The organism is Streptomyces sp. JK94, from assembly GCF_053613315.1.
Genome location: NZ_JBSICH010000014.1, coordinates 223761 through 248061, shown reverse-complemented (window position 1 = coordinate 248061; position 24301 = coordinate 223761). Strand labels below are relative to the sequence as shown.

22 protein-coding genes are annotated in these 24301 nt (G+C 74.2%); 15 read left to right on the top strand and 7 right to left on the bottom strand.

All coding sequences use genetic code 11. From position 1 onward, the window contains the following. Positions 1 to 4: 4 nt before the first annotated feature. The 4 genes from ACVV2G_RS14325 to ACVV2G_RS14310 all read left to right on the top strand — a co-directional run bounded on the left by ACVV2G_RS14325 (position 5) and on the right by ACVV2G_RS14310 (position 2951). Complete coding sequence (locus tag ACVV2G_RS14325) at positions 5 to 382, top strand: roadblock/LC7 domain-containing protein (protein ID WP_453843098.1); 378 nt, start codon at positions 5 to 7, stop codon at positions 380 to 382. Then, the gene (locus ACVV2G_RS14320; RefSeq protein ID WP_453843057.1) at positions 379 to 795 is read left to right on the top strand and encodes a DUF742 domain-containing protein; all 417 of its coding nucleotides are present in this window, start codon (positions 379 to 381) and stop codon (positions 793 to 795) included. Before ACVV2G_RS14325 ends, ACVV2G_RS14320 begins: the two co-directional genes overlap by 4 nt. Continuing rightward, a complete protein-coding gene (locus tag ACVV2G_RS14315) occupies positions 776 to 1396 on the top strand; it encodes a GTP-binding protein (RefSeq protein WP_453843056.1) in 621 nt (206 codons plus the stop codon). Before ACVV2G_RS14320 ends, ACVV2G_RS14315 begins: the two co-directional genes overlap by 20 nt. Positions 1397 to 1460: 64 nt before the next feature. Beyond that, entirely contained in the window at positions 1461 to 2951 is a 1491-nt protein-coding gene (locus tag ACVV2G_RS14310) for a cytochrome P450 (protein ID WP_453843055.1), read from the top strand. On the opposite strand, the gene ACVV2G_RS14305 is transcribed toward ACVV2G_RS14310, so the two are convergent. Further along, positions 2945 to 3907, bottom strand: coding sequence for an RluA family pseudouridine synthase (locus ACVV2G_RS14305; RefSeq protein WP_453843053.1), 963 nt, complete (start codon positions 3905 to 3907; stop codon positions 2945 to 2947). The two genes, ACVV2G_RS14310 and ACVV2G_RS14305, sit on opposite strands and share 7 nt — an antisense overlap. 79 nt (positions 3908 to 3986) lie before the next feature. Here ACVV2G_RS14305 and ACVV2G_RS14300 point away from each other — a divergent pair, with 79 nt between their 5' ends. Continuing rightward, complete coding sequence (locus ACVV2G_RS14300) at positions 3987 to 4568, top strand: GNAT family N-acetyltransferase (RefSeq protein ID WP_453843052.1); 582 nt, start codon at positions 3987 to 3989, stop codon at positions 4566 to 4568. 156 nt (positions 4569 to 4724) lie between these two features. Here the strand turns inward: ACVV2G_RS14300 and ACVV2G_RS14295 are convergent, their stop codons facing one another. Then, entirely contained in the window at positions 4725 to 5570 is an 846-nt protein-coding gene (locus ACVV2G_RS14295) for a siderophore-interacting protein (protein WP_453843051.1), read from the bottom strand. Between the two features lie 192 nt (positions 5571 to 5762). Further along, on the bottom strand, positions 5763 to 6668 hold the full coding sequence (locus ACVV2G_RS14290) for a 5'-3' exonuclease (protein ID WP_453843097.1): 906 nt from the start codon (positions 6666 to 6668) through the stop codon (positions 5763 to 5765). 274 nt (positions 6669 to 6942) lie between these two features. Here ACVV2G_RS14290 and ACVV2G_RS14285 point away from each other — a divergent pair, with 274 nt between their 5' ends. The 4 genes from ACVV2G_RS14285 to ACVV2G_RS14270 all read left to right on the top strand — a co-directional run bounded on the left by ACVV2G_RS14285 (position 6943) and on the right by ACVV2G_RS14270 (position 12367). After that, positions 6943 to 8031, top strand: coding sequence for a quaternary amine ABC transporter ATP-binding protein (locus ACVV2G_RS14285; protein ID WP_453843050.1), 1089 nt, complete (start codon positions 6943 to 6945; stop codon positions 8029 to 8031). Next, positions 8024 to 10639 carry an ABC transporter permease/substrate binding protein gene (locus tag ACVV2G_RS14280; protein WP_453843049.1) on the top strand — a complete coding sequence of 872 codons (2616 nt, stop codon included), beginning with the start codon at positions 8024 to 8026 and terminating at the stop codon, positions 10637 to 10639. The genes ACVV2G_RS14285 and ACVV2G_RS14280 overlap by 8 nt, the downstream gene beginning before the upstream one ends. Positions 10640 to 11061: 422 nt before the next feature. Beyond that, the gene (locus tag ACVV2G_RS14275) at positions 11062 to 11631 is read left to right on the top strand and encodes a helix-turn-helix domain-containing protein (RefSeq protein ID WP_453843048.1); all 570 of its coding nucleotides are present in this window, start codon (positions 11062 to 11064) and stop codon (positions 11629 to 11631) included. A 10-nt stretch (positions 11632 to 11641) separates the two neighbouring features. Then, positions 11642 to 12367 carry a helical backbone metal receptor gene (locus ACVV2G_RS14270; RefSeq protein ID WP_453843046.1) on the top strand — a complete coding sequence of 242 codons (726 nt, stop codon included), beginning with the start codon at positions 11642 to 11644 and terminating at the stop codon, positions 12365 to 12367. Here ACVV2G_RS14270 and ACVV2G_RS14265 read toward each other — a convergent pair. Then, entirely contained in the window at positions 12294 to 13451 is a 1158-nt protein-coding gene (locus ACVV2G_RS14265) for a TDT family transporter (protein WP_453843044.1), read from the bottom strand. The two genes, ACVV2G_RS14270 and ACVV2G_RS14265, sit on opposite strands and share 74 nt — an antisense overlap. A 70-nt stretch (positions 13452 to 13521) precedes the next feature. Here ACVV2G_RS14265 and ACVV2G_RS14260 point away from each other — a divergent pair, with 70 nt between their 5' ends. Then, positions 13522 to 14481, top strand: a complete 960-nt coding sequence (locus tag ACVV2G_RS14260; RefSeq protein ID WP_453843043.1) for a LysR family transcriptional regulator — start codon at positions 13522 to 13524, stop codon at positions 14479 to 14481. A gap of 37 nt (positions 14482 to 14518) precedes the next feature. Here ACVV2G_RS14260 and ACVV2G_RS14255 read toward each other — a convergent pair whose 3' ends face one another. Both ACVV2G_RS14255 and ACVV2G_RS14250 read right to left on the bottom strand, forming a co-directional pair. Beyond that, positions 14519 to 15241 (bottom strand): gamma-glutamyl-gamma-aminobutyrate hydrolase family protein, encoded by a 723-nt coding sequence (locus ACVV2G_RS14255; RefSeq protein ID WP_453843042.1) that lies wholly within the window; start codon positions 15239 to 15241, stop codon positions 14519 to 14521. 76 nt (positions 15242 to 15317) lie between these two features. Continuing rightward, a complete protein-coding gene (locus ACVV2G_RS14250; RefSeq protein ID WP_453843041.1) occupies positions 15318 to 16052 on the bottom strand; it encodes a FadR/GntR family transcriptional regulator in 735 nt (244 codons plus the stop codon). Between the two features lie 74 nt (positions 16053 to 16126). Here ACVV2G_RS14250 and ACVV2G_RS14245 point away from each other — a divergent pair, with 74 nt between their 5' ends. From ACVV2G_RS14245 to ACVV2G_RS14230, 4 genes are read left to right on the top strand one after another with little or no spacing between them, the layout of a single operon-like run. Next, positions 16127 to 17491, top strand: a complete 1365-nt coding sequence (locus tag ACVV2G_RS14245; RefSeq protein ID WP_453843040.1) for a glutamine synthetase family protein — start codon at positions 16127 to 16129, stop codon at positions 17489 to 17491. An 8-nt stretch (positions 17492 to 17499) separates the two neighbouring features. Beyond that, the gene (locus ACVV2G_RS14240) at positions 17500 to 18891 is read left to right on the top strand and encodes an aldehyde dehydrogenase family protein (RefSeq protein ID WP_453843039.1); all 1392 of its coding nucleotides are present in this window, start codon (positions 17500 to 17502) and stop codon (positions 18889 to 18891) included. Continuing rightward, positions 18888 to 19670: a 3-oxoacyl-ACP reductase gene (locus ACVV2G_RS14235; RefSeq protein WP_453843038.1), complete on the top strand. Its 783-nt coding sequence runs from the start codon at positions 18888 to 18890 to the stop codon at positions 19668 to 19670. The genes ACVV2G_RS14240 and ACVV2G_RS14235 overlap by 4 nt, the downstream gene beginning before the upstream one ends. Before the next feature lie 37 nt (positions 19671 to 19707). After that, positions 19708 to 20679: a DUF2510 domain-containing protein gene (locus tag ACVV2G_RS14230; RefSeq protein WP_453843096.1), complete on the top strand. Its 972-nt coding sequence runs from the start codon at positions 19708 to 19710 to the stop codon at positions 20677 to 20679. Between the two features lie 10 nt (positions 20680 to 20689). Here ACVV2G_RS14230 and ACVV2G_RS14225 read toward each other — a convergent pair whose 3' ends face one another. Continuing rightward, positions 20690 to 21892 carry an amino acid deaminase/aldolase gene (locus ACVV2G_RS14225; RefSeq protein ID WP_453843037.1) on the bottom strand — a complete coding sequence of 401 codons (1203 nt, stop codon included), beginning with the start codon at positions 21890 to 21892 and terminating at the stop codon, positions 20690 to 20692. 1558 nt (positions 21893 to 23450) lie between these two features. Here ACVV2G_RS14225 and ACVV2G_RS14220 point away from each other — a divergent pair. Beyond that, on the top strand, positions 23451 to 24290 hold the full coding sequence (locus tag ACVV2G_RS14220; RefSeq protein WP_453843036.1) for a hypothetical protein: 840 nt from the start codon (positions 23451 to 23453) through the stop codon (positions 24288 to 24290). Positions 24291 to 24301: the final 11 nt, after the last annotated feature.

Sequence of the window (24301 nt, the reverse complement as noted above, 5' to 3'; positions counted from 1 at the left end):
CTGGATGCTCAAGGATCTCTACGACGGTGTTCCGGGTATCGAGATGATCGTCGTGCTGTCCGCCGACGGCCTGCGCATCGCCCGCTACTCCGGTGACCCGGACGCCGCCGACCGGGTCGCGGCCGCCTGTGCGGGACTGCAGAGCCTGGCGGGTGCCGTCGCGCAGGAGATCCCGACCAGCGACGGCCACATGAAGATGGTCCTGATCGAGATGAACGGCGGCTACTTCTACCTGATGGCCGCCGGCCCCAACGCCTACCTCGCCGTGCTCTCCGACGTCCGCTGCGAGCCGGGCCGGATGGGCCTGAGCATGGCGGACCTGGTCGCCCGGATCGGACCCCACCTCACCAGTCCCGCCCGGCGCAACGGGCAGACCGTATGACTCCTCCCCAGCGCCAGAGGCGATCCCCCGGGCAGCAGCCGCCCGCAGCGTCTCCGTCCCCCGACTCGCCCCCCAAGGAGGGCGAGCTGAGCAACCCCGAGCGGCTGTTCGTGATCGGCGGCGAGGGGGGCGGCGAGCGCGCCGACCTCGATCTGGTGACGCTGATCGTGGCCCGCGCCGAACCACCGGTGTCCGCCACGCCGGAACAGGCCGCCCTGCTGCGGCTGTGCGTCGCGCCCCTGTCCGTAGCCGAGCTGTCGGCCTACCTGAGCCTGCCGTTCAGCGTGGTCGCCGTGCTGCTCACCGACCTGCTGGCGGCGGAACTGGTGCAGGCCCGCGCTCCGCTCGTCCGCCAGAAGGTCGCCGACCGAAACCTCCTCGAAGCGGTGATGCATGGACTTCAAAAGCTCTGACACGATCCCGGGCCCACGGACGCAGGACCGGCTGCCGCACACGGCCCAGGCCGCCGTGAAGATCGTCATCGCGGGCGGCTTCGGGGTGGGCAAGACCACCATGGTCGGCTCGGTCAGCGAGATCAGACCGCTGACCACCGAGGAGACGATGACCCAGGCCGGCATCGGCGTCGACGACAACTACGGTTCGGCGTCCAAGACGGCCACCACGGTGGCGATGGACTTCGGCCGCATCAGCATCACCGACGAACTGGTGCTGTACCTCTTCGGCACGCCCGGCCAGGAGCGTTTCTGGTTCCTGTGGAACGGCCTGTTCGAGGGCGCACTCGGCGCGGTGGTGCTCGTGGACACCCGCCGCCTGGAGGTCAGTTTCGACGTCATGGGACGGCTGGAGGAGCGCGGGGTGCCCTTCGTGGTCGCCGTCAACTCCTTCCCCGACGCGCCCCAATACCCCGTCGCGGAGCTGCGGACGGCGCTGGACCTGCCCGAGGAGATCCCCATCCTCGACTGCGACGTGCGGCGCCGGGCCTCCAGCCGCGACGTCCTGCTGGCGCTGATGCGCTTCCTGCACTCCCTCGCCGTGAAGGGCGCGCTCACCTGACCGGTGCGTCCGGTTGGCCCTCGAACCCACCCCCTGACCCACACTTCTGTTGCGGAGCGACACTGTGACGCCTGAACGCCATTCCCTGACCGGAACGGGCGACCCCCTGCTCGAACCGCCGCCCGGCTGTCCCGCGCACGGCCTCGGGCCGGGCGGACTGCACCGGCTGCACGAGGCGGACGACCTGGAGGAGCTGTACGAGAAGCTGCGCGAGCAGCACGGCCCGGTGGCGCCGGCACTGCTCCACGACGACGTGCCGATGTGGGTGGTGCTCGGGCACGCCGAGAACCTGCACATGGTGAGTACGCCCGCCCAGTTCTGCCGCGACAGCCGCATCTGGACCCCGCTGAACCAGGGCATGGTCAAGCCCGACCACCCGCTCATGCCGCACATCGCCTGGCAGCCCATCTGCTCGCACGCCGAGGGCGAAGAGCACAAGCGGCTGCGCGGTGCGGTCACGGGCGCGATGTCCGACATCGACTACCGGGAACTGCGCCGCCACATCAAGCGGTACACCCAGCGCCTCGTCAACCGGTTCTGCGAGGAGGGCCGCGCCGACCTCGTCGGTCAGTTCGCCGAGCACCTGCCGATGGGCGTGATGTGCCACCTCCTCGGCATGCCGGACGAGTACAACGACCGGATGGTGGAGGCGGCGCGGGACACGCTCAAGGGCACCGAGACCGCCATCGCCAGCCACGCCTACCTCATGGAGGCGCTGGGACGGCTCAGCGCCGAGCGCCGGGACCGGCCCGAGGACGACATCGCCGGCCGCCTCGTCACCCACCCGGCCGGGCTCACCGACGACGAGGTCAGGGAGCACCTGCGGCTGGTCCTGCTCGCCGCCTACGAGGCGACCGTCAACCTCATCAGCAACGTGCTGCGCGTCGTGCTCACCCACCCGGGCTTCCGCGCGCAGCTCAACGGCGGTCAGATGACGGTCTTCGAGGCGGTCGAGCAGTCCCTGTGGGACGAGCCGCCCTTCAGCACCGTCTTCGCCTACTTCGCCAAGCAGGACACCGAACTGGGGGGTCAGCGCATCCGGGCCGGTGACGGGCTGCTGCTCGGCATCGCGCCGGGCAACGTCGACCCGCGCATCCGCCCCGACCTCGCGGCGAGCATGCAGGGCAACCGCGCTCACCTCGCCTTCGGCGGCGGTCCGCACGAGTGCCCCGGCCAGGACATCGGGCGGGCCATCGCCGACGCCGGGATCGACGCGCTGCTGATGCGGCTTCCGGACGTCCGGCTCGACTGCGACGAGGACGACCTGCGGTGGCGGTCGTCGATCGCGTCCCGGCACCTGGTGGAGCTGCCGGTGCGGTTCGAGCCCAAGGCGCAGCAGGACATCCGGCAGCAGCCGAGTCACGCCCCGGCCCCGGCGCAGCGCACCGCCTGGCGCGTCGGCATCCCGCGCCCGCAGCAGCGGCCCGAGCCGCAGGCGCCGCCGGTGCCACCGGTGCCGGCGACGGCCGCTCAGGCCGGCCCGGTGCCGGTGCCCGAGCAGCCCCGGCCCCGCGGTGCCTGGCAGCGCTTCCTGCTCTGGTGGCGCGGTTACTGACGGCCGGCCCACTCCTCGTACGCCGTCCAGGCGCCGAGGGACCGGGCGCTGCGGAAGCGGTGCTCCCGCCCCGTGACCGGATCGGTGAACCCCAGTTCCCGCGACAGCAGTTGCAGCGGGCGCCGGAAGTCCCCGGCCGGCACGGCGGGGGTCACCTCGGGATAGAGGGGATCGCCGAGGACGGGCACACCGAGCGAGGCCATGTGGACGCGCAGCTGGTGGGTCTGGCCAGTGCCGGGCACCAGGCGGTACCGCCCCAGCGCGAGGTCCGGGCCCGGCCGGTGGGAGATCAGCCCGACGCGGCTCACGGCGTTCGGATCGCCCTCGGTCTCCAGCGCGGCCGGCACCCCGCGCACCTTGACGATCCGGCTGCGTACGGTCCGGGGAAGGGGGAGCGCGGGGTCGTAGGGGGCGACGGCCTCGTACTCCTTGTGCACCCGTCGTTCGCGGAACAGGCCCTGGTACGCGCCGCGCTCCTCGGGGCGCACGGTGAACAGGACGAGGCCGGCGGTGAGCCGGTCCAGACGGTGCGCGGCACCGAGCGCCGGGATGCCCAGCTCCCTGCGGAGCCGGGCGAGCGCGGTCTCGGCGACGTGGCCGCCGCGCGGGGTGGTGGCCAGGAAGTGCGGCTTGTCGGCGACGACGATGTGCTCGTCCCGGTACACGATCTCCAGGGGGAAGGGCACCGGTACCTCGGCGGGCAGCGCGCGGTGGAACCACACGTACATCCCGGGCTCGAACGGCGCGTCGCCCGGCACCGCCCGCCCGTCCGCCCCCACGAACAGCCCGGCGGCGAACATGCCGTCCACGACGCCGGCGCCCGCGCCGGACAGCCGCTCCACGAGGTGCTCCCGGACCGTGGACCACGGCCCGGCCGGGGGCAGCCGCACCCGCACCGGATCGATCCCGTCGCGTTGCGGGAGGGGCGGGGGCGGGGGAGGCGTACGGCGTCTCATCGCCTGCCAGCGTACGAGGCGTCGGCCGGTGCCGGAAAAGCGCTGGGCCGCCGCACGGAGCCTTGGCAGGATGCGGGGCATGCCCTACGCGACCCGCCCGGTCCTGCCCGCCGGTACCTTCTCCCGCACCTCGCAGCCCACGCTCCCGGCCGGCGACGGGCTGGTGCTCCGCCCGTGGCGCACCGAGGACGCGCCCGCCGTCCACGCGGCCTTCCAGGACCCGGTGATGCGCCAGTGGCACATCCGCACCGCCGACTCCGAGGAGGAGGTACGTGGCTGGATCACCGAGTGGCAGCAGGGCTGGGGCCGGGAGCGGAACGCCCAGTGGGCCGTCGCCGACGCGGACGGCGACCGGCTGCTCGGGCGGGTCGCCCTGCGGGAGGTGGAGCTAGGCGACGCGGTGGCCGAGGTCGCCTACTGGACGACGGCGGCCGCCCGCGGCCGGGGCGTCGCCGCCCGCGCCACCAGGGCGCTGGCCCGCTGGGCCCTGGACGAGATCGGCTTCCAGCGCCTGGAACTCACGCACGCCGTCGCCAACGAGGCCTCCTGCGGGGTCGCGCGGAAGGCCGGGTTCGCCCTGGAGGGCACCAAGCGCAGTGCCCTGCTCCATCCCGACGGCTGGCACGACATGCACCTGCACGCGCGCGTACGCGGCGACTGAGCAGCGGGTCCGGCCACCGGCGCGGCCGGCCGGCGGGGTGCGGCGAGCACGCGGCGCCGTGCGCGCGTCTTCCGGTGCGGTGCCGCGTGGTGCCGATCCGCGCCGTGCGCCCGCGCGGGACCGCCCCGCGGGCCCGGGCGGTGGCCGCGGGGAGGGCTACGCCGCCGGTGCGGCGCCTTCCTGCTCCGCCTCGACGCGGGCGTTCCAGTCCCGCTTGGACGCCTGCCAGCCGTCCTCGTTGTGGCCCAGGCGCCAGTAACCGGAGATGGAGAGGTCCTCGCGGGGGATGCCGCGCTCCACCCGCAGCAGTTTGCGCAGTTCCTTCACGCAGGCCGCCTCCCCGTGCACGAAGGCGTGCACCCGGCCCTCGGGGAAGTCCAGGCCGCGCACGGCCTCGACCAGGGTCTGGCCCACCGGACGGTCGCCGCGGTGCAGCCAGACGACCTGCACGTCGGAGTCGATCTTCTGCTCCTCCTGGGGCCCGTCGACCTCGACGAAGGCGAAGGCGCGGGCGCCGTCGGGCAGTGCCTCCAGGGACCGGGCGATCGCGGGCAGGGCGCTCTCGTCGCCGGCGAACAGGTGCCAGTCGGCGGCGGGGTCGGGGGCGTAGGCGCCGCCGGGGCCCATGAACCGGACGGTCTCGCCCGGCCGGACGCGCCGGGCCCAGGGCCCGGCCAGTCCCTCGTCGCCGTGGAGCACGAAGTCCAGCGTCAGCTCGCGGTGCTCGGCGTCCCACTGGCGCACCGTGTACGTCCGGGTCACCGGCCACTGGTCGCGGGGGAACTCCTCGCGGATCCGCTCCATGTCGAAGGGCTCCGGGTAGGTCACGCCCTGCGCGGCGAACAGCAGCTTCACGTAGTGGTCGGTGCAGGTGTCCGCCGGCAGCCCGGCGAGTTCCTCGCCGCCGAGCACCACGCGCTGCATGTGCGGGGTCAGACGCTCGGTGCGGACGACCTGTGCGGTGTGCGGCTTGCGCGGCTTGCGTCCCGGACGGTCTGCCATGACGGCCTCCCTGCTCCCTACGTGAGAATTTCTCTACTTAGGTATGCCTAAGTTAGCACCCCGCCCCGCCGGCCGCGCCGTCGAGGCGCGCCCCGTACGTTCCCGTGTGCCCCGCGCGCAGCGTACGGCTTCCCCTCTCGCGGGCTCCGATGCGGCGTGCAGGCAATGCTTGCGCGGACGGCACCGCCCGGCTCAGGCCGCGAGCGTCGCCAGCAGCCGCTGCAGCGACCCGCCCAGACCCCAGCGGGCCGCAAGTCCCTCCAGTGCCGCGGCGTCGCGCGGGGCGCGGGGCAGTGCCGTGTCGACGTCCGGCAGCGGGACGTCACCGGCGACCCGGACGACCTTGGGGGCGACCGCGAGATACGGCCGGGCCTCGGTCAGCCGCTTGCGCTGGGAGGGGGTGAGCTTCGCCTTCGGGTCGTCCACGGCGGCCTGGATGCCCGCCAGGTCGCCGAACTCGGCGAGCAGTTTGGCCGCCGTCTTCTCGCCGATGCCCGCGACGCCCGGCAGACCGTCGCTCGGATCGCCGCGCAGCAGCGCCAGATCGGCGTACCCGCGGCCGTCCACGCCGTACTTCTCGCGCAGCGCGGCCTCGTCGGTGAGGGCGAGGGTGCCGACGCCCTTGATCGGGTACAGCACGCGCACCTCCCGGGCGTCGTCGACCAGCTGGTACAGGTCCCGGTCGCCGGTGACGATGTCGACCGGGCCCCTCGCCCGCGCGGTGTAGGTGCCGATGACGTCGTCCGCCTCGTACCCCGCCACGCCGACGCGGGCGATGCCGAGCGCGTCGAGGACGTCCTCGATGACCGGGACCTGCGGTGAGAGCGTGTCGGGCACCTCCTCGGTGTCCGGGCCCTGCGCGGTCTCCTCGGCCACCCGGTGCGCCTTGTAGGTGGGGATCAGCTCCACCCGCCAGTGCGGTCGCCAGTCGGCGTCCATGCAGGCGACCAGGTGGCCGGGCCGGTGGTCCTTCACCAGGCGGTCGATGAAGTCGAGGAGTCCGCGCACGGCGTTGACGGGCGTGCCGTCGGGGGCCTTCACGGAGTCCGGTACGCCGAAGTAGGCGCGGAAGTAGAGGGAGGCGGTGTCGAGGAGCATCAGTCGTCCGGTCACGCCTCGCATCATGCCGCAGGCGATGGGGGTGCACGGTGGAGGGTGTGTGAACTGGGTCACTCTTGTGTTTGGGTCGAGGGCAAGGGGGCAGGCGCGCACCCGGGCCGGAGCTGGTTGATGCATTCAACTGTTAGCGAGTCTTCGGATCAGTGAGTCCTCGGACCGGCGGGACCTCGATGTGACGAGTTCCCGCACCGACGAGTCCTTGTGCCAGCGAGCCTCCGCGCCCCTGTCCCTGCCCCCGATCCAAGAGGTAAGCGTGTCAGCGAGGCTAGAGGCCGAGAACCTGTACAAGGTGTTCGGCAGAAAACCGGGCCAGGCGGTCGAACGACTGCGTCAGGGCACCGACCGGGAGGAACTGCGCGCCGACGGGACCACGGCCGCCGTCATCGATGCGTCCTTCACCGTGGAGCCCGGCGAGATCTTCGTCGTGATGGGGCTGTCCGGATCCGGCAAGTCCACGCTGCTGCGCATGCTCAACGGTCTGCTGGAGCCGACCGCCGGGCACGTCCGCTACGGGGGCCAGGACCTGACGGAACTCGGCGACCGCGGCCTGCGCGAGGTCCGCTCCAGGCGGATCAGCATGGTCTTCCAGCACTTCGCGCTCTTCCCGCACCGCAGCGTCCGTGACAACGCTGCCTACGGCCTGGAAGTGCAGGGCGTGCCCCGCGCCGAGCGCGAACGCCGCGCCGACGAGGCGCTCGCCCTGTGCGGCCTGGCCGGCTGGGAGAAGTCCTGGCCGGACGAGCTGTCCGGCGGCATGCAGCAGCGCGTCGGTCTCGCCCGCGCGCTCGCCACGGACGCCGACCTGCTGCTGATGGACGAGTCCTTCAGCGCCCTCGACCCGCTGATCCGCCGGGACATGCAGGACCAGCTGCTCGAACTCCAGAAGACCCTGAAGAAGACCATCGTCTTCATCACCCACGACCTGAACGAGGCCATGCGGCTGGGCGACCGCATCGCCGTGATGCGGGACGGCCGCATCGTGCAGATGGGCACGGCGCAGGACATCCTGATACGCCCGGCCAACGACTACGTCGCCTCCTTCACCCAGGACGTCGACCGCTCCCGCGTCCTGACCGCCGGCGCGGTCATGGAGACCGAGGTGCGCGGCGACGAGGCCGACTGCGCGTGCGAGAAGGCGGCGCCCGAGACGTCGTTCACGGACCTGTGCGCGATCAGCGCGCGGGTGCCGCACGCCGTCGCGGTGCTCGACGGGGACCGCGGACTCGTCGGCGTCGTCCCCTCCCGGCGCCTGGTCGGCTTCATGGGCGACGAGCAGGCCGAGGCCGGAACCTGCGACTCCCCGCGTGACAAGGGCCCGGAGAAGGTGATGGCCCGTGCCTAGGATTCCGCTCGGCGACTGGGTCAACGGCGCCGTCGACTGGCTGCTCGCCCACGTCGCGTGGCTCTTCGACTTCCTCAAGACCGTCTTCACCGGCACCTACGACGGCATCAACGCCGTGCTCCAGGCGCCCGAACCGCTGCTCCTCGTCGGCATCCTCGCGATCATCGCCTTCTGGCTGCGCGGCACGGTCGCCGGTGTGCTCACCTTCCTCGGATTCGCGTTCATCGTCTCCATGGAACTGTGGGAGAACGCGATGATCACCCTGGCGCTGGTGCTGGTGGCCACCATCATCGCGCTCGTCGTCGCGGTGCCCGTGGGCATCTGGGCCGCCCGCTCCGACCGGGTCAGCGGCCTCGTCCGGCCCGTGCTGGACTTCATGCAGACGCTGCCCGCGATGATCTACCTCATCCCGGCGATCCTGTTCTTCGGCACCGGTGCCTCCGCGGGCATCGTCGCCACCCTGATCTTCGCGCTCGCCCCGGGCGTGCGCATGACCGAGCTGGGCATCCGCCAGGTCGACAAGGAGCTGGTCGAGGCCGCCGAGGCCTTCGGCACCACTCCCGGCAACACCCTGCTGCGCGTCCAGCTCCCGCTGGCGCTGCCGACGGTGATGGCGGGCGTCAACCAGGTCATCATGCTCGGCCTGTCCATGGCCGCGATCGCCGGCATGGTCGGCACCGGCGGCCTGGGCGGCGACGTCAACGAGGCCATCGGCCAGCTCAACGTGGGCCTCGGTTCCGAGGCCGGTGTCGCCATCGTGATCCTGGCGATCTACCTGGACCGCATGACCAGTGCGCTGGGCACCCAGGTCTCGCCCCTCGGCCGGCGTGCCGCGGCCAAGGCACGGGCCGCGGGCGGCCTGAGGATCTGGTCCTACCGTCCCCGCCCGCAGATCGCCGTCGTCGGCGTCGTGATCCTGGCCCTGGTGGCCGGCGGAATGGGCGTGTTCGGCGGCTCCGGCGACTCCGAGAACGTCGCCGGCGGCAAGAACGTCGGCCAGGGCAAGAAGGTCACCCTCGGCTACGTCCCCTGGGACGAGGGCGTCGCCTCCACCTTCCTGTGGAAGGAGATGCTCGAACAGCGCGGCTACGAGGTGGAGGCCAAGCAGTTCGACGCCGGGCCGCTCTACACCTCCCTGGCGCAGGGCGACATCGACGTCGTCACCAACTCCTGGCTGCCGACCACCCACGAGCAGTACTGGAAGAAGTACGGCGACCGGCTCGACGACCTCGGCTCCTGGTACGACGAGACGTCGCTGGAGCTGACCGTCCCCGCGTACCTGGAGGACGTCGACTCGCTGGCGGACCTCAAGGGGAGGGCCGACGAGTTCGGCGGGAAGATCACCGGCATCGAGTCCAGCGCCGGTGAGATGGCCCTGCTGAAGAGCAAGGTCCTCAAGGAGTACGGCCTGGACCAGGAGTACGAGGTCGTCGACAGCTCCACCCCGGCGATGCTGGCCGAGCTGAAGCGGGCCATGAGCAAGAAGGAACCGATCGTCGTCACGCTCTGGTCCCCGCACTGGGCGTACAACGACCTCGACCTGAAGAAGCTGAAGGACCCCGAGGGCGCCTGGGGCGCGGGCGACGGCGTGCACACGCTGTCCCGCAAGGGCTTCGCCGGTGACGACCCGACCGCCGCGCAGTGGCTGAAGGACTTCGAGCTGACCGAGAAGCAGCTCACCAGCCTCGAGGCCGAGATCAACAAGGCGGGCAAGGGCAGGCAGCAGGACGCCGTGCGCACCTGGCTGAAGTCCAACCCGGGCCTCGTCGACAAGCTCGCCCCGGTCGAGGGCGGCTCCGGCGGCACCCCCGCCGAGGCGAAGCGCCCGCTGGACATCGCCTGGTTCCCCTGGGACGAGGACATCGCCGTCACGTACCTGTGGAAGAACGTCCTGGAGCGGCGCGGCTACGAGCTGAACCTGAAGCAGATGGACGTCGGCCCGGTCTACACCGGCCTGGCCTCCGGCGACCTCGACCTCAACTTCGACGCCTGGCTGCCGTACGCCCAGAAGAACTACTGGGAGAAGAACAAGGACAACCTGACCGACCTGGGCACCTGGTACGAGCCGACCTCGCTGGAGATCGCCGTCCCCTCGTACGTGAAGGACGTCGAGTCCCTCGCGGACCTCAAGGGCAAGGCCGACCTCTTCGACGGGAGGATCATCGGCATCGAGCCCGGCACGGGTGAGATGCAGCTGCTCAAGGACGAGGTCATGCCGGGCTACGGCCTGGAGGACGAGTACACGGTCGTCGACGGCTCCACACCGGCGATGCTGGCCGAGCTCAAGCGCGCCCTGGCCAAGAAGGAGCCGGTCGCGGTCACCCTCTGGTCGCCGCACTGGGCGTACAGCGAGTACGAGCTGACCAAGCTGAAGGACCCCAAGAAGGCCTTCGGCGAGGGCAACACGATCCGCACCATCTCCAGCAAGAAGTTCCCCGAGCAGTATCCGCAGCTCACCGAGTGGATCAAGGACTTCCACATGAGCGAGGACGAGCTCGGCAGCCTGGAGGCCGAGATCAAGAACCGCGGTCAGGGCCAGGAGGAGGAAGCCGTGGCGGCCTGGCTCGAGGAGCACCCGGACGTGGTCGGCCGGATGACCCCGCAGTAGCACGACGGCACGGCACCGGTCCGGCACCGGCCACCCCGAGGGGTGGGCCCGCAAGCGCCTCCTGACGGAGCGCGGCGGGTCCACCCCTCGGTCCGTGCCGGGCCGGGACACGGCGGGATTCGGCCAACCACGGAGCGCCACCCCCTGCCCCTGGCCTCCGCTCACCGGGACGGGAGTGGCCGACGGGAACACGGGGGACCGCCCGCGCCTTGGAACCGGTAGGGCGTCCGGAACCGCTGGCGGGCGCGCCCGGTGGTGGCGAGAACTGTGAGGTCCCGGCCACCACAGCGTGACGCCGATGTGACGGCCGCATGTAACGGTTTGCCGAACATGCGTAGGGTGCAGAGAACTCCACAGGAGGACGGCGCCCGGTCCGGGGCACCGCGGCGGTACGACGACGGGTGAAGGAGGGAGCCGGAGCGATGGGCGACCACAAAGATCAGCACCTCCGGGTGGGCGCGGCCGTACGGCGCCGGCGCCGGGCTCTGGAGCTCACCCTCGCCGTCGTGTCCGAGCGCAGCGGCCTGTCCGTGCCCTTCCTGAGCCAGGTCGAGAACGACCGGGCGCGGCCCAGCCGGACGTCCCTGGAGAAGGTGGCCGACGCGCTGCGCACCACCGCCGTGGAGCTGCTCGCCGCCGCCGACCCCGCGTGCAGCGTGGACGTGGTGCGGGCCGAGGACCCCGACCCGGAGCCGGCCCCCAGGGTGCGCTCCCTGGTGCGCGGACACCACCAGATGCACGCCAGCGAGTTCACCGGCGACCACGAGGCCGGGCGCGAACTGCAGTACCGCAACGACCAGTTGATGTTCGTCACCGAGGGTGCCGTCGAGATCGAGGCGGAGGGCCGCGCCTACCGGCTGGGGCGGGGCGACACGCTGTACCTCACCGGTGGGGTGCGGCACCGGTGGCGGGCCACGGTGCCCGACACCCGGCTGGTCGTGGTCGCCGTCGCCGAGCACATCGAGGCGGTCCGGGAAGGGCCCCGCCGGTGAGGGGACGCCGGTGAGGGTGGTCTCCCTGGTTCCGTCGCTGACCGAGGCGGTGGCCGTGACACTCCCGGGTGCGCCGGCCGGTGCCACCGACTGGTGCACCCACCCGGCCGGTCTGGACGTCGTCCGGATCGGCGGCACCAAGAACCCGGACACCGACCGGATCCTCTCCCTCGCACCCGACCTGGTGATCGCCAACGAGGAGGAGAACCGGCCGCCCGACCTGGACGTCCTGCGCGCGGCGGGCGTCGAGGTGCTGGTGACCGAGGTGCGCACGGTGCCGCAGGCCTTCACCGAACTGGACCGGGTGCTGACCGCCTGCGGCGCGCCGTCCCGGCCCCGGTGGCTGGACGAGGCGGAGGCGGCCTGGTCGGCCCCGCCCTCCCCGCCCGCGGGGCGGCGCCGCACGGCCGTCGTACCGGTGTGGCGCAGGCCCTGGATGGTGCTGGGCCGCGACACCTTCGCGGGCGACGTCCTGGCCCGCCTCGGTGTCGACCACCTGTACGCCGGACACGCCGAGCGCTACCCGAGGGTCCCGGTCGAGGAACTGCGGGCGGCCCGCCCGGACGTCGTGGTCCTGCCGGACGAGCCGTACCGCTTCACCGCCGACGACGGCCCCGAGGCCTTCCCCGGCCTGCCCTGCGCCCTCGTCGACGGGCGGTGCCTCACGTGGTACGGGCCGTCGCTGGTCCGGGCGCCCCGGGTCCTGGACGCGGCTCTGCGAGCAGCGCGCCGCTGACCACGCCCCGCGCGGTGCGCACCGCGGCGACGGCCCAGGCGACGACGAGGGCCACGTAGAGGACCACGGTGAGCGCGTCGTAGGCGGCCAGCCCCGTGAGCCGGGCCAGCGCCTGCGAGCCGGTGACGCAGGTGCCCACCGGGAAGGTGAACGACCACCACGTCATCGCGAAGCCCATGCCCGCGCGCCGGGCCCGCACGACGTGCGCGGTGGCGAGGCACAGCCACAGCAGCGCGAAGCCCGTCACGGGCACGCCGTACAGGACCGCGAAGACCGCGAATCCCTCGCCGTACGGGCCCGGCACGACCCCCGGTGCCACCTCCGCGAAGGCGCCCACGGCGGTCGTCGACTGGCCGAGCGGGCCCAGGACCAGGAACAGCGTCGGGGTCAGCGCGAGCGGCAGCGGGCCGCCGGTGAGCAGCCGGCCGAAGATCACCGGCAGCGTCACCAGCGTCGCGAGCAGGCTCATCCCGAACATCGCGAGGCAGGCCAGCAGCAGCGTCTCACGCGGCTGTCCCGGCGGGAGGTGCACGACCAGCAGCGGCCCGACGGCCGCCGAGACCATGGGCGCGACGAGCGGCAGCAGCCACACCGGGCTGGCCTGCCCGGGCCCGATCCGGTGGCGTACGGCCATCAGGTACGGCACCGCGACCGCGGCCGCGAGCCCGACGGCCGTACCCACGGTGAACAGCACCGCGTCCAGGGCGACCGCCGCGGGGGTGCCGATCCAGTCCCGGCCCACAACGACGGCACCGCCGCCGACGGACAGGAACGCCATCGACAGACAGCCGTAGAAGGGGGCCGCGGCCGGGTCGAGCAGATGGGCGCGGGCCTGGTCGCGGTGGTGGAGCCAGTGCAGGGACCGGGCCACCAGCAGGGCCCCCAGCAGGACGAGGGACAGCGTCCAGAACGAGGTGCAGACGGCGCGCCACCCGGGTACGTGCAGGGGGAGCGAGGCTCCCGCGGTGCCGACGACGGCGGTCCCCATGACGCAGGCGTACCAGTTGGGCCCGAGGTGACGGACGGCGGGAACACGCCGGGCCGGGGCGACGGCGGGCAGGAGGGGCTGGGCTGCGGTGACCATGCGTCCAGGCTCCCGGCGGCCGAAGCCGCCGGCCAGGGACCCCGTCCCTATGAGGACATAAGCTGAGGTTATGAGCAGCAGGACGCGCGGTACCGGCGGTGCAGAGGGCGGGCAGGACGCACGGGAGCGGCACGTGGCGGGGTCCCTGGCGCACCGGGTGCCGGACCTCGGGGCCATGGAGCTGCTGCTGGCGGTGGCGCGGCTGGGCAGCCTCGGCGGGGCGGCGCGCGAGCTGGGGGTCACCCAGCCGGCCGCCAGCAGCCGCATCCGCTCGATGGAGCGTCAGCTGGGGGTCGCCCTGGTGGACCGTTCGCCGCGCGGCTCCCGGCTCACCGACGCCGGTGCGCTGGTCACGGACTGGGCACGCCGGATCGTGGAGGCCGCCGAGGCGTTCGACGCGGGAGCACAGGCGCTGCGGGACCGGCGGGACTCGCGGCTGCGGGTGGCGGCGAGCATGACGATCGCCGAGTACCTGCTGCCGGGGTGGCTGGTCGCGCTGCGGACCCAGCTGCCGGACACCGCGGTGTCCCTGCTCGCCGGGAACTCCGCCGCGGTGGCGGAGCGCCTGCTGTCCGACGAGGCCGACCTGGGCTTCGTGGAGGGGGTGAGCGTCCCGGCGGGCCTCGACTCGGCCGTCATCGCCCGCGACCGCCTGATCGTCGTGACGGCACCGGGCCATCCCTGGGCCCGCCGCCGGCGCCCGCTGGAGGCGGCGGAACTGGCGGCGACCCCGTTGATCCTGCGGGAGAAGGGCTCGGGCACCCGGCAGGTCCTGGACGCGGCGCTGGGCGGCCTGGCCCGCCCCCTGATCGAGCTGTCGTCGACCACCGCCGTGAAGGCGGCGGCGGTGAGCGGAGCGGGCCCCTCCGTCCTCAGCGAACTCGCCGTCGGCGAGGAACTCGCGACCCGGCGCCTGGTGAGCGTGCCCGTGGCGGACGTCGCCCTGGCCCGCGACCTGCGAGCGGTCTGGCCCACGGGCCACCGCCCGACCGGTCCGGCCCGTCATCTGCTGTCGCTGACGCGGGCCTGAGCGGGGCGGCGAGGAGCGGGGCCGGTACCGGGCCGCCTCACCCGCGACCCGGTCCGTGGGCCGGTCCCCGGCCCGGCCGCGCCGCCTCCACCAAGGCCCGCATCACCCGTACGTCCTCGCCCATCTCCGGATGCCACTGCACGCCCAGGACCCAGGACGGGGCGGACGGCAGTTCCAGGGCCTCCACGGTCCCGTCGGCCGCGTGGGCCGACGGGACGAGGCCCGAGCCGAGGCGGTCCACTGCCTGATGGTGGTACGTCGGCACGAACACCTCCTCGCCGACGACACCGGCGTACAGCGTCCCCGGCACCGGCGCGACCGGGTGGCCGCCGAACACGCCCACCGCCTCGGCGTGCCCCTCGATGTGCTGGACGAGGGTGCCGCCCAGGGCGACGTTCAGCAGCTGCATGCCCCGGCAGACGCCGAGCAGCGGGACGCGGGCCGCCAGGGCCGCCTCGACGAGCGCCAGTTCCCACGTGTCCCGGGCCCGGGCGGGCGGGCCGGTGCGCGGGTCCGGCTCGGCACCGTAGCGGGCCGGCTCCACGTCCGGGCCGCCCGCGATCACCAGTGCGTCGAGGCGGGCGACGGTGGCGGCGGCGTGTTCCGGCGCGTCCGGCGGGAGCATCACGGCCAGTCCGCCCGCCCGCTGCACGAGCCGCGGATACCCGGCCGGCAGCAGCGCCGCCTCCAGCTCCCACACACCCCAGCGCGCCCCGGTCTCCAGGTACGTACTGACCCCGATCAGTGGCCTGTCCGCCATCCGGCCTCCACCCAGTGGACTGTCCTCATACCCTTGCCCCGCGTCACCGGCGCGGTAGGCCCCTCCCGGACGACGTTCACGACAGGAACCCGCGCAGCAGCGCCGCCGTCCCCGCGCAGTGCTCCCGCGCGATCTCGTGTGCCCCGCCCGCGTCGCCGTCGAGCACCGCCGCCACGAGTGCGGTGTGCTGGCGCTGGGAGTGCTCCAGGTTGCGCACCAGCAGCGGGATGCAGTCCAGCAGGCCGTTGAGCGTGGCCCGGACGGCGGCGTACTGCGCGGCCAGGGCCGGTGAGCCGCACAGCTCGGCGAGGGCGAGGTGCAGCATCGTGTCCCGCCGCCGGTACGAGGCCGGCGGCGCGTCCTGCGTGCAGGCCAGCGCCGCGCGCAGCCGCGCCGCCCCGGCGTGCGTCAGCCCGTGCGCCGCGCACAGCCCGGCCGCCCCCGCCTCCAGCACCTCGCGGAAGCGCAGGACGTCCTCGAGGTCGACCCCGGCGACCCGGCGCCGCAGCTCGTCCTCACCGCCCGCGTCCGCCCGCGGCAGCACGAACGTTCCGCCGTACCGGCCGCGCCGGGCCTCCACCAGCCCCTGGTCCCGGAGCACCCGCAGCACCTCGCGCAGCGTGACCCGGCTGATCCCCAGCCGCTCCGCCAGCTCCCGCTCGGCCGGCAGCCGCTCGCCCGCGGCCACCAGCCCCAGCCGCACGACCTGGAGGATCTGCTCCAGCGCCTCCTCGAAGCCGTTGCCGGCCCGCACCGTCCGCAGCACCGGTGCCAGCCGGTCCGTCACGCTCGAACCGGCTTCCCCGGACATGCGGCCGCGCCCCCTTCCCAAGCAATGGTTCCCGGTCATACCTTATGGCTCCCGGTCACAAGGAGGCTCTCCCGGTGCCAGACCGCACAGCCCCACTCGGGGTCGAGGAACTGCACGCCCTCGTCGCGGGCGGTGAGATCGACACCGTCGTCCTGGCCTTCCCCGACATGCAGGGGCGCCTCCAGGGCAAGCGGTTCGCCGCGCGCTTCTTCCTCGACGAGGTCCTGGAACACGGCACCGAGGGCTGCAACTACCTCCTCGCCGTCGACGCCGACATGAACACCGTCGACGGCTACGCGATGTCCTCCTGGGACCGCGGTTACGGCGACTTCGCCCTGCACGCCGACGCGAACACCCTGCGCCGGCTGCCGTGGAACGAGGGCACGGCGATGGCCGTCGCCGACCTGGCCTGGCAGGACGGCTCCCCGGTGCCCGCCGCGCCCCGCCAGATACTGCGCCGCCAGCTGGAGCGCCTCGCCGGGCACGGCCTCACCGCGCAGGTCGGCACGGAGCTGGAGTTCATCGTCTTCCGGGACACCTACGAGCAGGCCTGGGACGCGAACTACCGCGGCCTCACCCCGGCCAACCAGTACAACATCGACTACTCGGTCCTCGGCACCGGCCGCATCGAGCCCCTGCTGCGCCGCATCCGCAACGAGATGGCCGGCGCCGGCCTCACCGTCGAGTCCGCCAAGGGCGAGTGCAACCCCGGCCAGCACGAGATCGTCTTCCGCTACGACGAGGCCCTGGTCACCTGCGACCAGCACGCCGTCTACAAGACGGGCGCCAAGGAGATCGCCGCCCAGGAGGGCATGTCCCTCACCTTCATGGCCAAGTACAACGAGCGCGAGGGCAACTCCTGCCACATCCACCTCTCCCTCACCGACGCGGACGGCACCAGCGTCATGCCGGGTGACCGGGAGGGCGGCATGTCCGAGGTCATGCGGCACTTCCTCGCCGGACAGCTCGCGGCGCTGCGCGAGTTCTCGCTCCTGTACGCCCCCCACATCAACTCCTACAAGCGGTTCCAGCCCGGGTCCTTCGCCCCGACCGCCGTCGCCTGGGGGCACGACAACCGCACCTGCGCCCTGCGGGTCGTCGGCCACGGCAGCTCCCTGCGGTTCGAGAACCGGCTGCCCGGCGGCGACGTGAACCCGTACCTCGCGGTGGCGGGCATGGTGGCGGCCGGGCTGCACGGGATCGAGCAGCGGCTGGAACTGCCCGAGCCGTGCCCGGGCAACGCCTACACCGCCGGGTTCGCGCACGTCCCGACCACCCTGCGCGAGGCCGCCGCACTCTGGGGGAGGAGCGCCCTCGCCGAGGCCGCCTTCGGGGACGAGGTCGTCGCCCACTACCGCAACATGGCACGCGTCGAACTGGACGCCCACGACGCCGCCGTCACGGACTGGGAGCTGCGCCGCTCCTTCGAACGCATGTGAGGTCCCCGTTGACCGACGAGCTGCGGGTGCTCAACCCCGCCACCGAAGAGGTCCTCGCCACCGTCCCCGCCGCCTCCGCGGCCGATGTGGACGCCGCCGTCGTACGGGCCGCGCGGGCGCAGGCCACCTGGGCCGCCCTCGCCCCCGGCGACCGCGCGCGGCTCCTGCGGCGGTTCGCCGCCACCGTCGACGGACACCTGGAGGAGCTGGCCCGGCTGGAGGTCCGCGAGGCCGGGCACACCCTCGGCAACGCGCGCTGGGAGGCCGGCAACGTCCGGGACCTGCTCGACTACGCCGCCGGGGGAGTGGAGCGGCTCACCGGACGGCAGATCCCGGTCGCCGGCGGGCTGGACGTGACGCTCCTGGAACCGCTCGGCGTCGTCGGCGTCGTCGCACCCTGGAACTTCCCGATGCCGATCGCGGCCTGGGGCACCGCGCCGGCGCTCGCGGCGGGCAACGCGGTCCTGCTCAAGCCCGCCGAGACCACCCCGCTGACCGCACTGCGCCTGGCCGAACTGGGCCTCGTGGCCGGACTCCCCGACGGCCTCTTCCAGGTGCTGCCCGGACACGGGGCCGTCACCGGTGACGCGCTCGTCGCCCACCCGGGCGTCGCCAAGATCGTCTTCACCGGATCCACGGCCGTGGGCCGGCAGGTGGCGGCCAAGGGCGCCGCCCTCCTCAAACCCGTCACCCTCGAACTCGGCGGCAAGAGCCCCAACATCGTCTTCGCCGACGCCGACATCGAGGCGGCCGCGGCGGCCACGCCCATGTCCTTCCTCGACAACTGCGGCCAGGACTGCTGCGCCCGCACCCGCGTCCTCGTCCAGCGCACGGTGTACGACCGCTTCCTCGGCCTCCTCGCCCCCGCGATCGAGTCCGTCCGCGTCGGCGACCCGGCCGACGAGCGCACCGACATGGGCCCGCTGATCTCCCGGGCCCAGCTGGACCGCGTCCGGTCCTACGTCCCCGAGGACGCCGACGGCATCCGCGGCAAGGCCCCCGGGGGCGGCCCCGGCTTCTGGTTCCCGCCCACCGTCCTCACCGGCGTCGACCCGCACGCGCGCGTGGCCGTCGAGGAGGTCTTCGGGCCCGTCGCCGTCGTCCTGCCCTTCGAGGACGAGGCCGACGCGATCCGCCTGGCCAACGCCACCGACTACGGACTGTCCGGTTCGGTCTGGACCCGGGACGTCGGCCGCGCCCTGCGCGTCTCCCAGGCGGTGCGGGCCGGGAACCTGTCCGTCAACTCCCACTCCAGCGTCCGCTACTGGACGCCGTTCGGCGGGTTCAAGCAGTCCGGCCTCGGCCGCGAACTCGGCCCGGACGCGCTGACCGCCTTCACCGAGACCAAGAACGTCTTCATCGCCAACGTCCCGTCGAGCACGGAGGACCCCGCCCAGTGAGCGAAGACATCGTCTGCCGCAGGCTCGTCGGCCGTACCGCCGTCGTCACCGGAGCGGGCAGCGGCATCGGCCTCGCCGCCGCCCGCCGGCTCGCCTCCGAGGGCGCGCACGTCGTCTGCGGCGATGTGGACGAGGCCCGGGGCAGGGCGGCGGCCGGGGAGACCGGCGGCACCTTCGTCAAGGCCGACGTCACCGATCCCGCGCAGGTCGAGACGCTGTTCCGGACCGCGTACGACACCTGTGGCAGTGTCGACGTCGCGTTCAACAACGCCGGTATCTCGCCGCCGGACGACGACTCCATCCTGGAGACCGGCCTGGAGGCGTGGAGGCGCGTCCAGGAGGTCAACCTGACCTCCGTCTACCTGTGCTGCAAGGCCGCCCTCCCGTACATGCGGCGCCAGGGCAGGGGGTCCATCATCAACACCGCGTCGTTCGTGGCGCGGATGGGCGCCGCCACCAGCCAGATCTCGTACACCGCGTCCAAGGGCGGCGTCCTCGCCATGTCCCGGGAGCTGGGCGTGCAGTTCGCGCGGGAGGGCATCCGCGTCAACGCCCTCTGCCCCGGCCCGGTGAACACCCCGCTCCTGCGGGAGCTGTTCGCCAAGGACCCGGAGCGGGCCGCGCGCCGCCTCGTCCACATCCCGGTCGGCCGCTTCGCCGAGGCCGAGGAGATCGCCGCCGCCGTCGCCTTCCTGGCCAGCGACGACTCCTCCTTCGTGAACGCCACCGACTTCCTCGTGGACGGCGGAATCTCCGGGGCGTACGTCACACCGCTGTAGACGGCCGCGAACGGCGCCCTACAGTGCCGGGATGAGCATGACACCGCCGCCCGGCTGGTACCCCGACCCGTCGGCCCCCCACCAGGAACGCTGGTGGGACGGAGCGGCCTGGACGGAGCACCGGCGGACACCCGGGCCGACCGGCCACGGGGCGCACCCGGCGCCGGTGCCGCCGCACCCGGTGCGGCCCGGCCCGGCGCCGACCGTGCCGCTGTGCACCGGCGACCACCCGGGGCGGCGGCCCGCCGGCGGCACCGGGCGCGCGAAGGCCGTCGCCGTCACCGCCGCCGTGCTGGTCGCGGCGATCGTCGCCGGCGTGTTCGTCCTCACCGAGGACGGCGGCGATCCGCAGGCGCGCACCCCGCCGGCCACCGCGGCCCCCACCGGCCCGTCGCCGGGCAGCGCGACGCCGGCCTCTCCGCCGCCCTCCTCCGACGCCCCGACGCTGGTCGAGGACCAGCTCAACGGCATCACCTTCCCCCTGCCGGACGGCTGGGTCCGGCCGCAGCGCGTCGCCGAGGACGACGTCGTGATGACCACGGACGGCACCTACGACTGCCCCGCCGACGGCGGCGTGTGCCGGCACGGCCTCGTCGTCTCCCGCACCGTCACGGCGAACGCCGAGTCCTCCCCGAAGGCCCTCGCCGAGCAGGGCATCGAGGACGCGGCCGACGACGCCTACGACCGCGACCTGATCGGCAACGAGCCCTTCGGCGGCATCGAGTCCCACGAGGAGGTGGCAGCCGGACCGGTCGCCGTCGCCGGCCGCGCCGGGTACCACGTGCGCTGGCGGGTGAGGACGGCCGAGGGGCCCGGCGGCTACGTGCAGTCGCTGGTGTTCCCCTCCACCGTCGGCACCGAGTCCCCGATCCTCGTCCGCTACGTCTTCGACGCCGGCGAGGACGGGCCGCCCCTGGCCGACATGGAGCGGATCACCAAGGGCATCCGGCCCGTCGGCGACGCGGACACGGGCGGCGGCGTGGGCAGCGGCATCGGTCCGACGGGCTGACCGGGCCGGCCTACAGGTGGGTCTGCCCCTCGCCCCGGTACGTCGGCACCGTCGCCGTCACCGCGTCCCCCTCCACCAGGTGCAGCGCGTCGAACCGCTCGCACAGCTCACCGGCCTTGGCGTGCCGGAACCACACCTTGTCGCCGATGAGCAGGTCGTCGGCGGGCGGGCCGAGCAGCGGCGTCTGCACCTCGCCGGCGCCCTCCTGCGGGTCGTAGCGCAGCCCTTCGGGGAGGTACGGCTCCGGCAGCCGGTCGGCGCCGGCCGCGCCGGAGGCCGGGTAGCCGCCGCCGAGCACGGTCACCACCCCCACTCCCGGACGCCGGACGACGGGCTGGGCGAACAGCGCCGCCGGGCGGCCCCGGAACGACGTGTAGTTGTCGAACAGCCGCGGCACGTACAGTCCGGAGCCGGCGGCGATCTCCGTGACCGCCTCCTCCGCGGCGGTGTGCTGCACGCTGCCCGTGCCGCCGCCGTTGACGAACTCCAGGCCGGGCACCACGGCCCGTACCGCCCGCACCACCGCGGCCCGCCGTTCGGCGAGTTCCCGGCGGGCGGCGGCCTGCATCAGCCGCACCGCCCGGGACCGCAGCGGCCGTCCCGCCACCGCGTCCCCGACCCCGGCGACATGGCCCTCGTACGCCATGATGCCGACGACCTCGAACCCCGGCCGACGGGCCACCGCACGGGCCAGGTCGGCGACCTGGGCGGGGGAGTGCAGCGGGGAGCGCCTCGCGCCCACCCGCACCCGTCCGCCGAGCAGCCACAACGAGGTGTCCAGCTCCAGGCAGACCCGGACGGCCTCCCGGCCGCCGTCGCGCGCCGCGTCGATGAGGTCCAGCTGCGCCGGGTCGTCGACCATCACGGTGACGGCGGCGGCGAGCTTGGGATCGGCGGTCAGCTCGGCGTAGCGGGCGCGGTCCGCCGACGGATAGGCGAGCAGCACGTCCTCGAAACCGGACCGCGCCAGCCACAGGGACTCGGCCAGCGTGAACGACATGACGCCCGCGAAACCGTCCGACGCCAGGACCCGTTCGAGCAGGGCCCGGCAGCGTACGGACTTGCTGGCGACCCGGATCGGCTTCCCGCCGGCCCGGCGGACCAGGTCGTCCGCGTTCGCGTCGAAGGCCTCCAGGTCGACGATCGCCACGGGGGCGTCCAGATGGGCGGCGGCCCGGTCGTAACGGGCCCGGTCACCGGCGCGCGCAGTCATGGAGGCAGCCTGCCAGACGGGATTACCGCAGGGTAGGGGGACGTTCCGGGCCAATGCCGCGTGCGCGCGCACTGGTTCCCCGCCGGGCGGTGCCACGCCGTAGAGTGACGCGCACGCACGGCGGCACGGCCCCCGAGTCGCAGGGCCCGCGCGGCCCGCGCCCGGGATGGCGGTCCTCCCGAGCGGGTATGCGTGCCCGGGACGGATCGCTCCGAGCCGGGCCGGGGCAGGGGACCACATCACCGGCCCGCGTCGGAGAAGCGGCCGGGCCCGAGGAAACGGGGGGTGCATGAGCACGGAAGCGCGCCGCGCCTCCCTCTCCTCACGCCCCGGGACCCCGCCGCGCCCCGAGACCCCACCGCGTGCCGGTACCTCGCGCGACCCCGGTGCCCCGCCCGGCCCGGACGTTCCGCCGCGTTCCGGTGCTGCGCCGCGTCCCGGTGCTGCGCCGCGGCCGGACGTACCGCCGGCTCCCGGTTCCTCGCGTCCTCCCGGCGCCCCGCCGCGTCCGGACGCCCCGCACTCTCCCGGCGCCCCGCTCCGCCCGGACGTTCCGCCGCGTCCCGGTACTGCGCCCTGTTCCGGTACTGCGCCGCGTCCCGGTACTGTGCCGCGGCCGGACGTCCCACCGGCTCCCGGTCCCTCGCACCCTCCCGGCCCTGCGCCCCGCCCGGACGTCCCACCGCGACCCGGCACCCCGCCGTACCCGGCAGCCCGCCCGCGCCCCGGCACGCCGCCGCGCCCGGCACAGGCGCCGGTGGCGCGCGGCGGTGCAGCGGGCGGAACGGACCGGCGCCCCCCGGACGCGGTGCCCCCCACCACCCCACGGCACACGGAGGCACGCGCCCCGCACGCCCGGCGCTCCGACTCCCCCGGGGGCTCCGACGCGTCCCCGGCCCCCGGCGGCGACGGCACCCACGGGCCGCGTACGGCGAGGCAGCCGGCCCCGGCGGACGCGTCCGCCGCCCCGGGCGCCGACGGCCGCGCCGTCGGATCGTCCGCACCGCGTCGGGACGGCGGTCCCCACGCCCCGGACCCGGGTGCCCGGCCCCGCCCCCCGCGCTTCCGTCTCGCCGGCTCCCGGGCCGACGAGCCCGCACCCCCGCCGCCCCGCGCCTCCGCCCGCTTCCCCGACACCCCGCCGTCCGTCGGCCGCGGGACTCCGGAAGGGAGCGGCGCGCGGCACGTCCACCGCCCGGTTCCGCCTTCGCCCCGTCGTACCGACGCGCCCGTGCCCGGCGTCCCCGGCGCCCCGGCGGGGCCCCCGCGCGGCGGCAACGCGTCGCCGTCCCCACCCCTTGGTCCCACCGCGCCCCGGGAAGGGCAGCCCCCAGGCGGCCGCACCGCCCCGCAGGCGCCGCCCCACCACCCGGTCACGCCCCCGCAGGCGCCGCCCCACCGCCCCGTCGCTCCCCCGCGGACCCCGCCGGAGACGACCCGGCGCCTGCGCCCGATCCCGGCGGAACCGGACGCCGACCCCGCGTCACCACCGCGCCCCGCCTCCCGCCCGGCGGACCGCGCTGCTGCCCCCGACCCCGCACTGTCCTGGAGCGCCCCGATGACGACCGGTGGCGGTCGCCCGCGGGTCTCGTTCGGGGACCCCGAGGGCTACGACGAGCACGCCCGGCCGCGACCGCTCGGCGGGCGCGGGCGGGCCCGGGCCGTGGCCGCCGTCGTCTGCCTCGTGCTGGGGCTGGGGCTGGTCACCGGTGCCGGCACCGGCAGCTGGCTCGCCGGGGACTCCGGTGACGGCGGCGCGCGCAGCGCGTTCACCGAGGCCGGAGACCTGTGGCACAGCACGCCGGTCGACCAGCTGTTCCCGCCCACCGTGCAGGGGCAGGGCGCCGGACCGGGCGGAGCCGACCGGACCTGGACGCGGATCGCCGTCGCGCCGGACAGCGACTGCGCGGGCGCCTTCGACCCGCTGCTGGCCAAGGCCCTCGACCCCGTCGGCTGCCGGCGTCTGCTGCGCGCCACCTACACGGACGCCACCCGGAGCCACGTCACCACCGTCGGCCTGCTCTTCACCAAGGCCGACGCCGCCGCCATGACCTCGCTGGCGGACCGGTTCGAGAAGGAGGACCTCGGCCGCCGAGGGGACCTCGTGCCGCTGCCGTACGCCGCGAAGGACACCGTCGCCGCCGGCTTCGGCGCACCCCAGCGGGCCTCCTGGACGGTGTCCGTCCTCACCGACGGCCCCGTCGTCGTCTACGCCGTCTCCGGCTGGGCCGACGGCCGTGCCGTCGACGAGCCGGAGCCCGCCGAGGAGGCCATGGAGTCCGGCGCCACCTCGGCCCCCGCCCAGGCCGGTCTCGGCCACGAGGCGCAGGGCCTCGCCGACCGCGTCGAACGCGCCCTGCGCAAGAACGTCGGCCCGGCCACGGAGCGTCCGTCGTGAAGAGAGCCCGC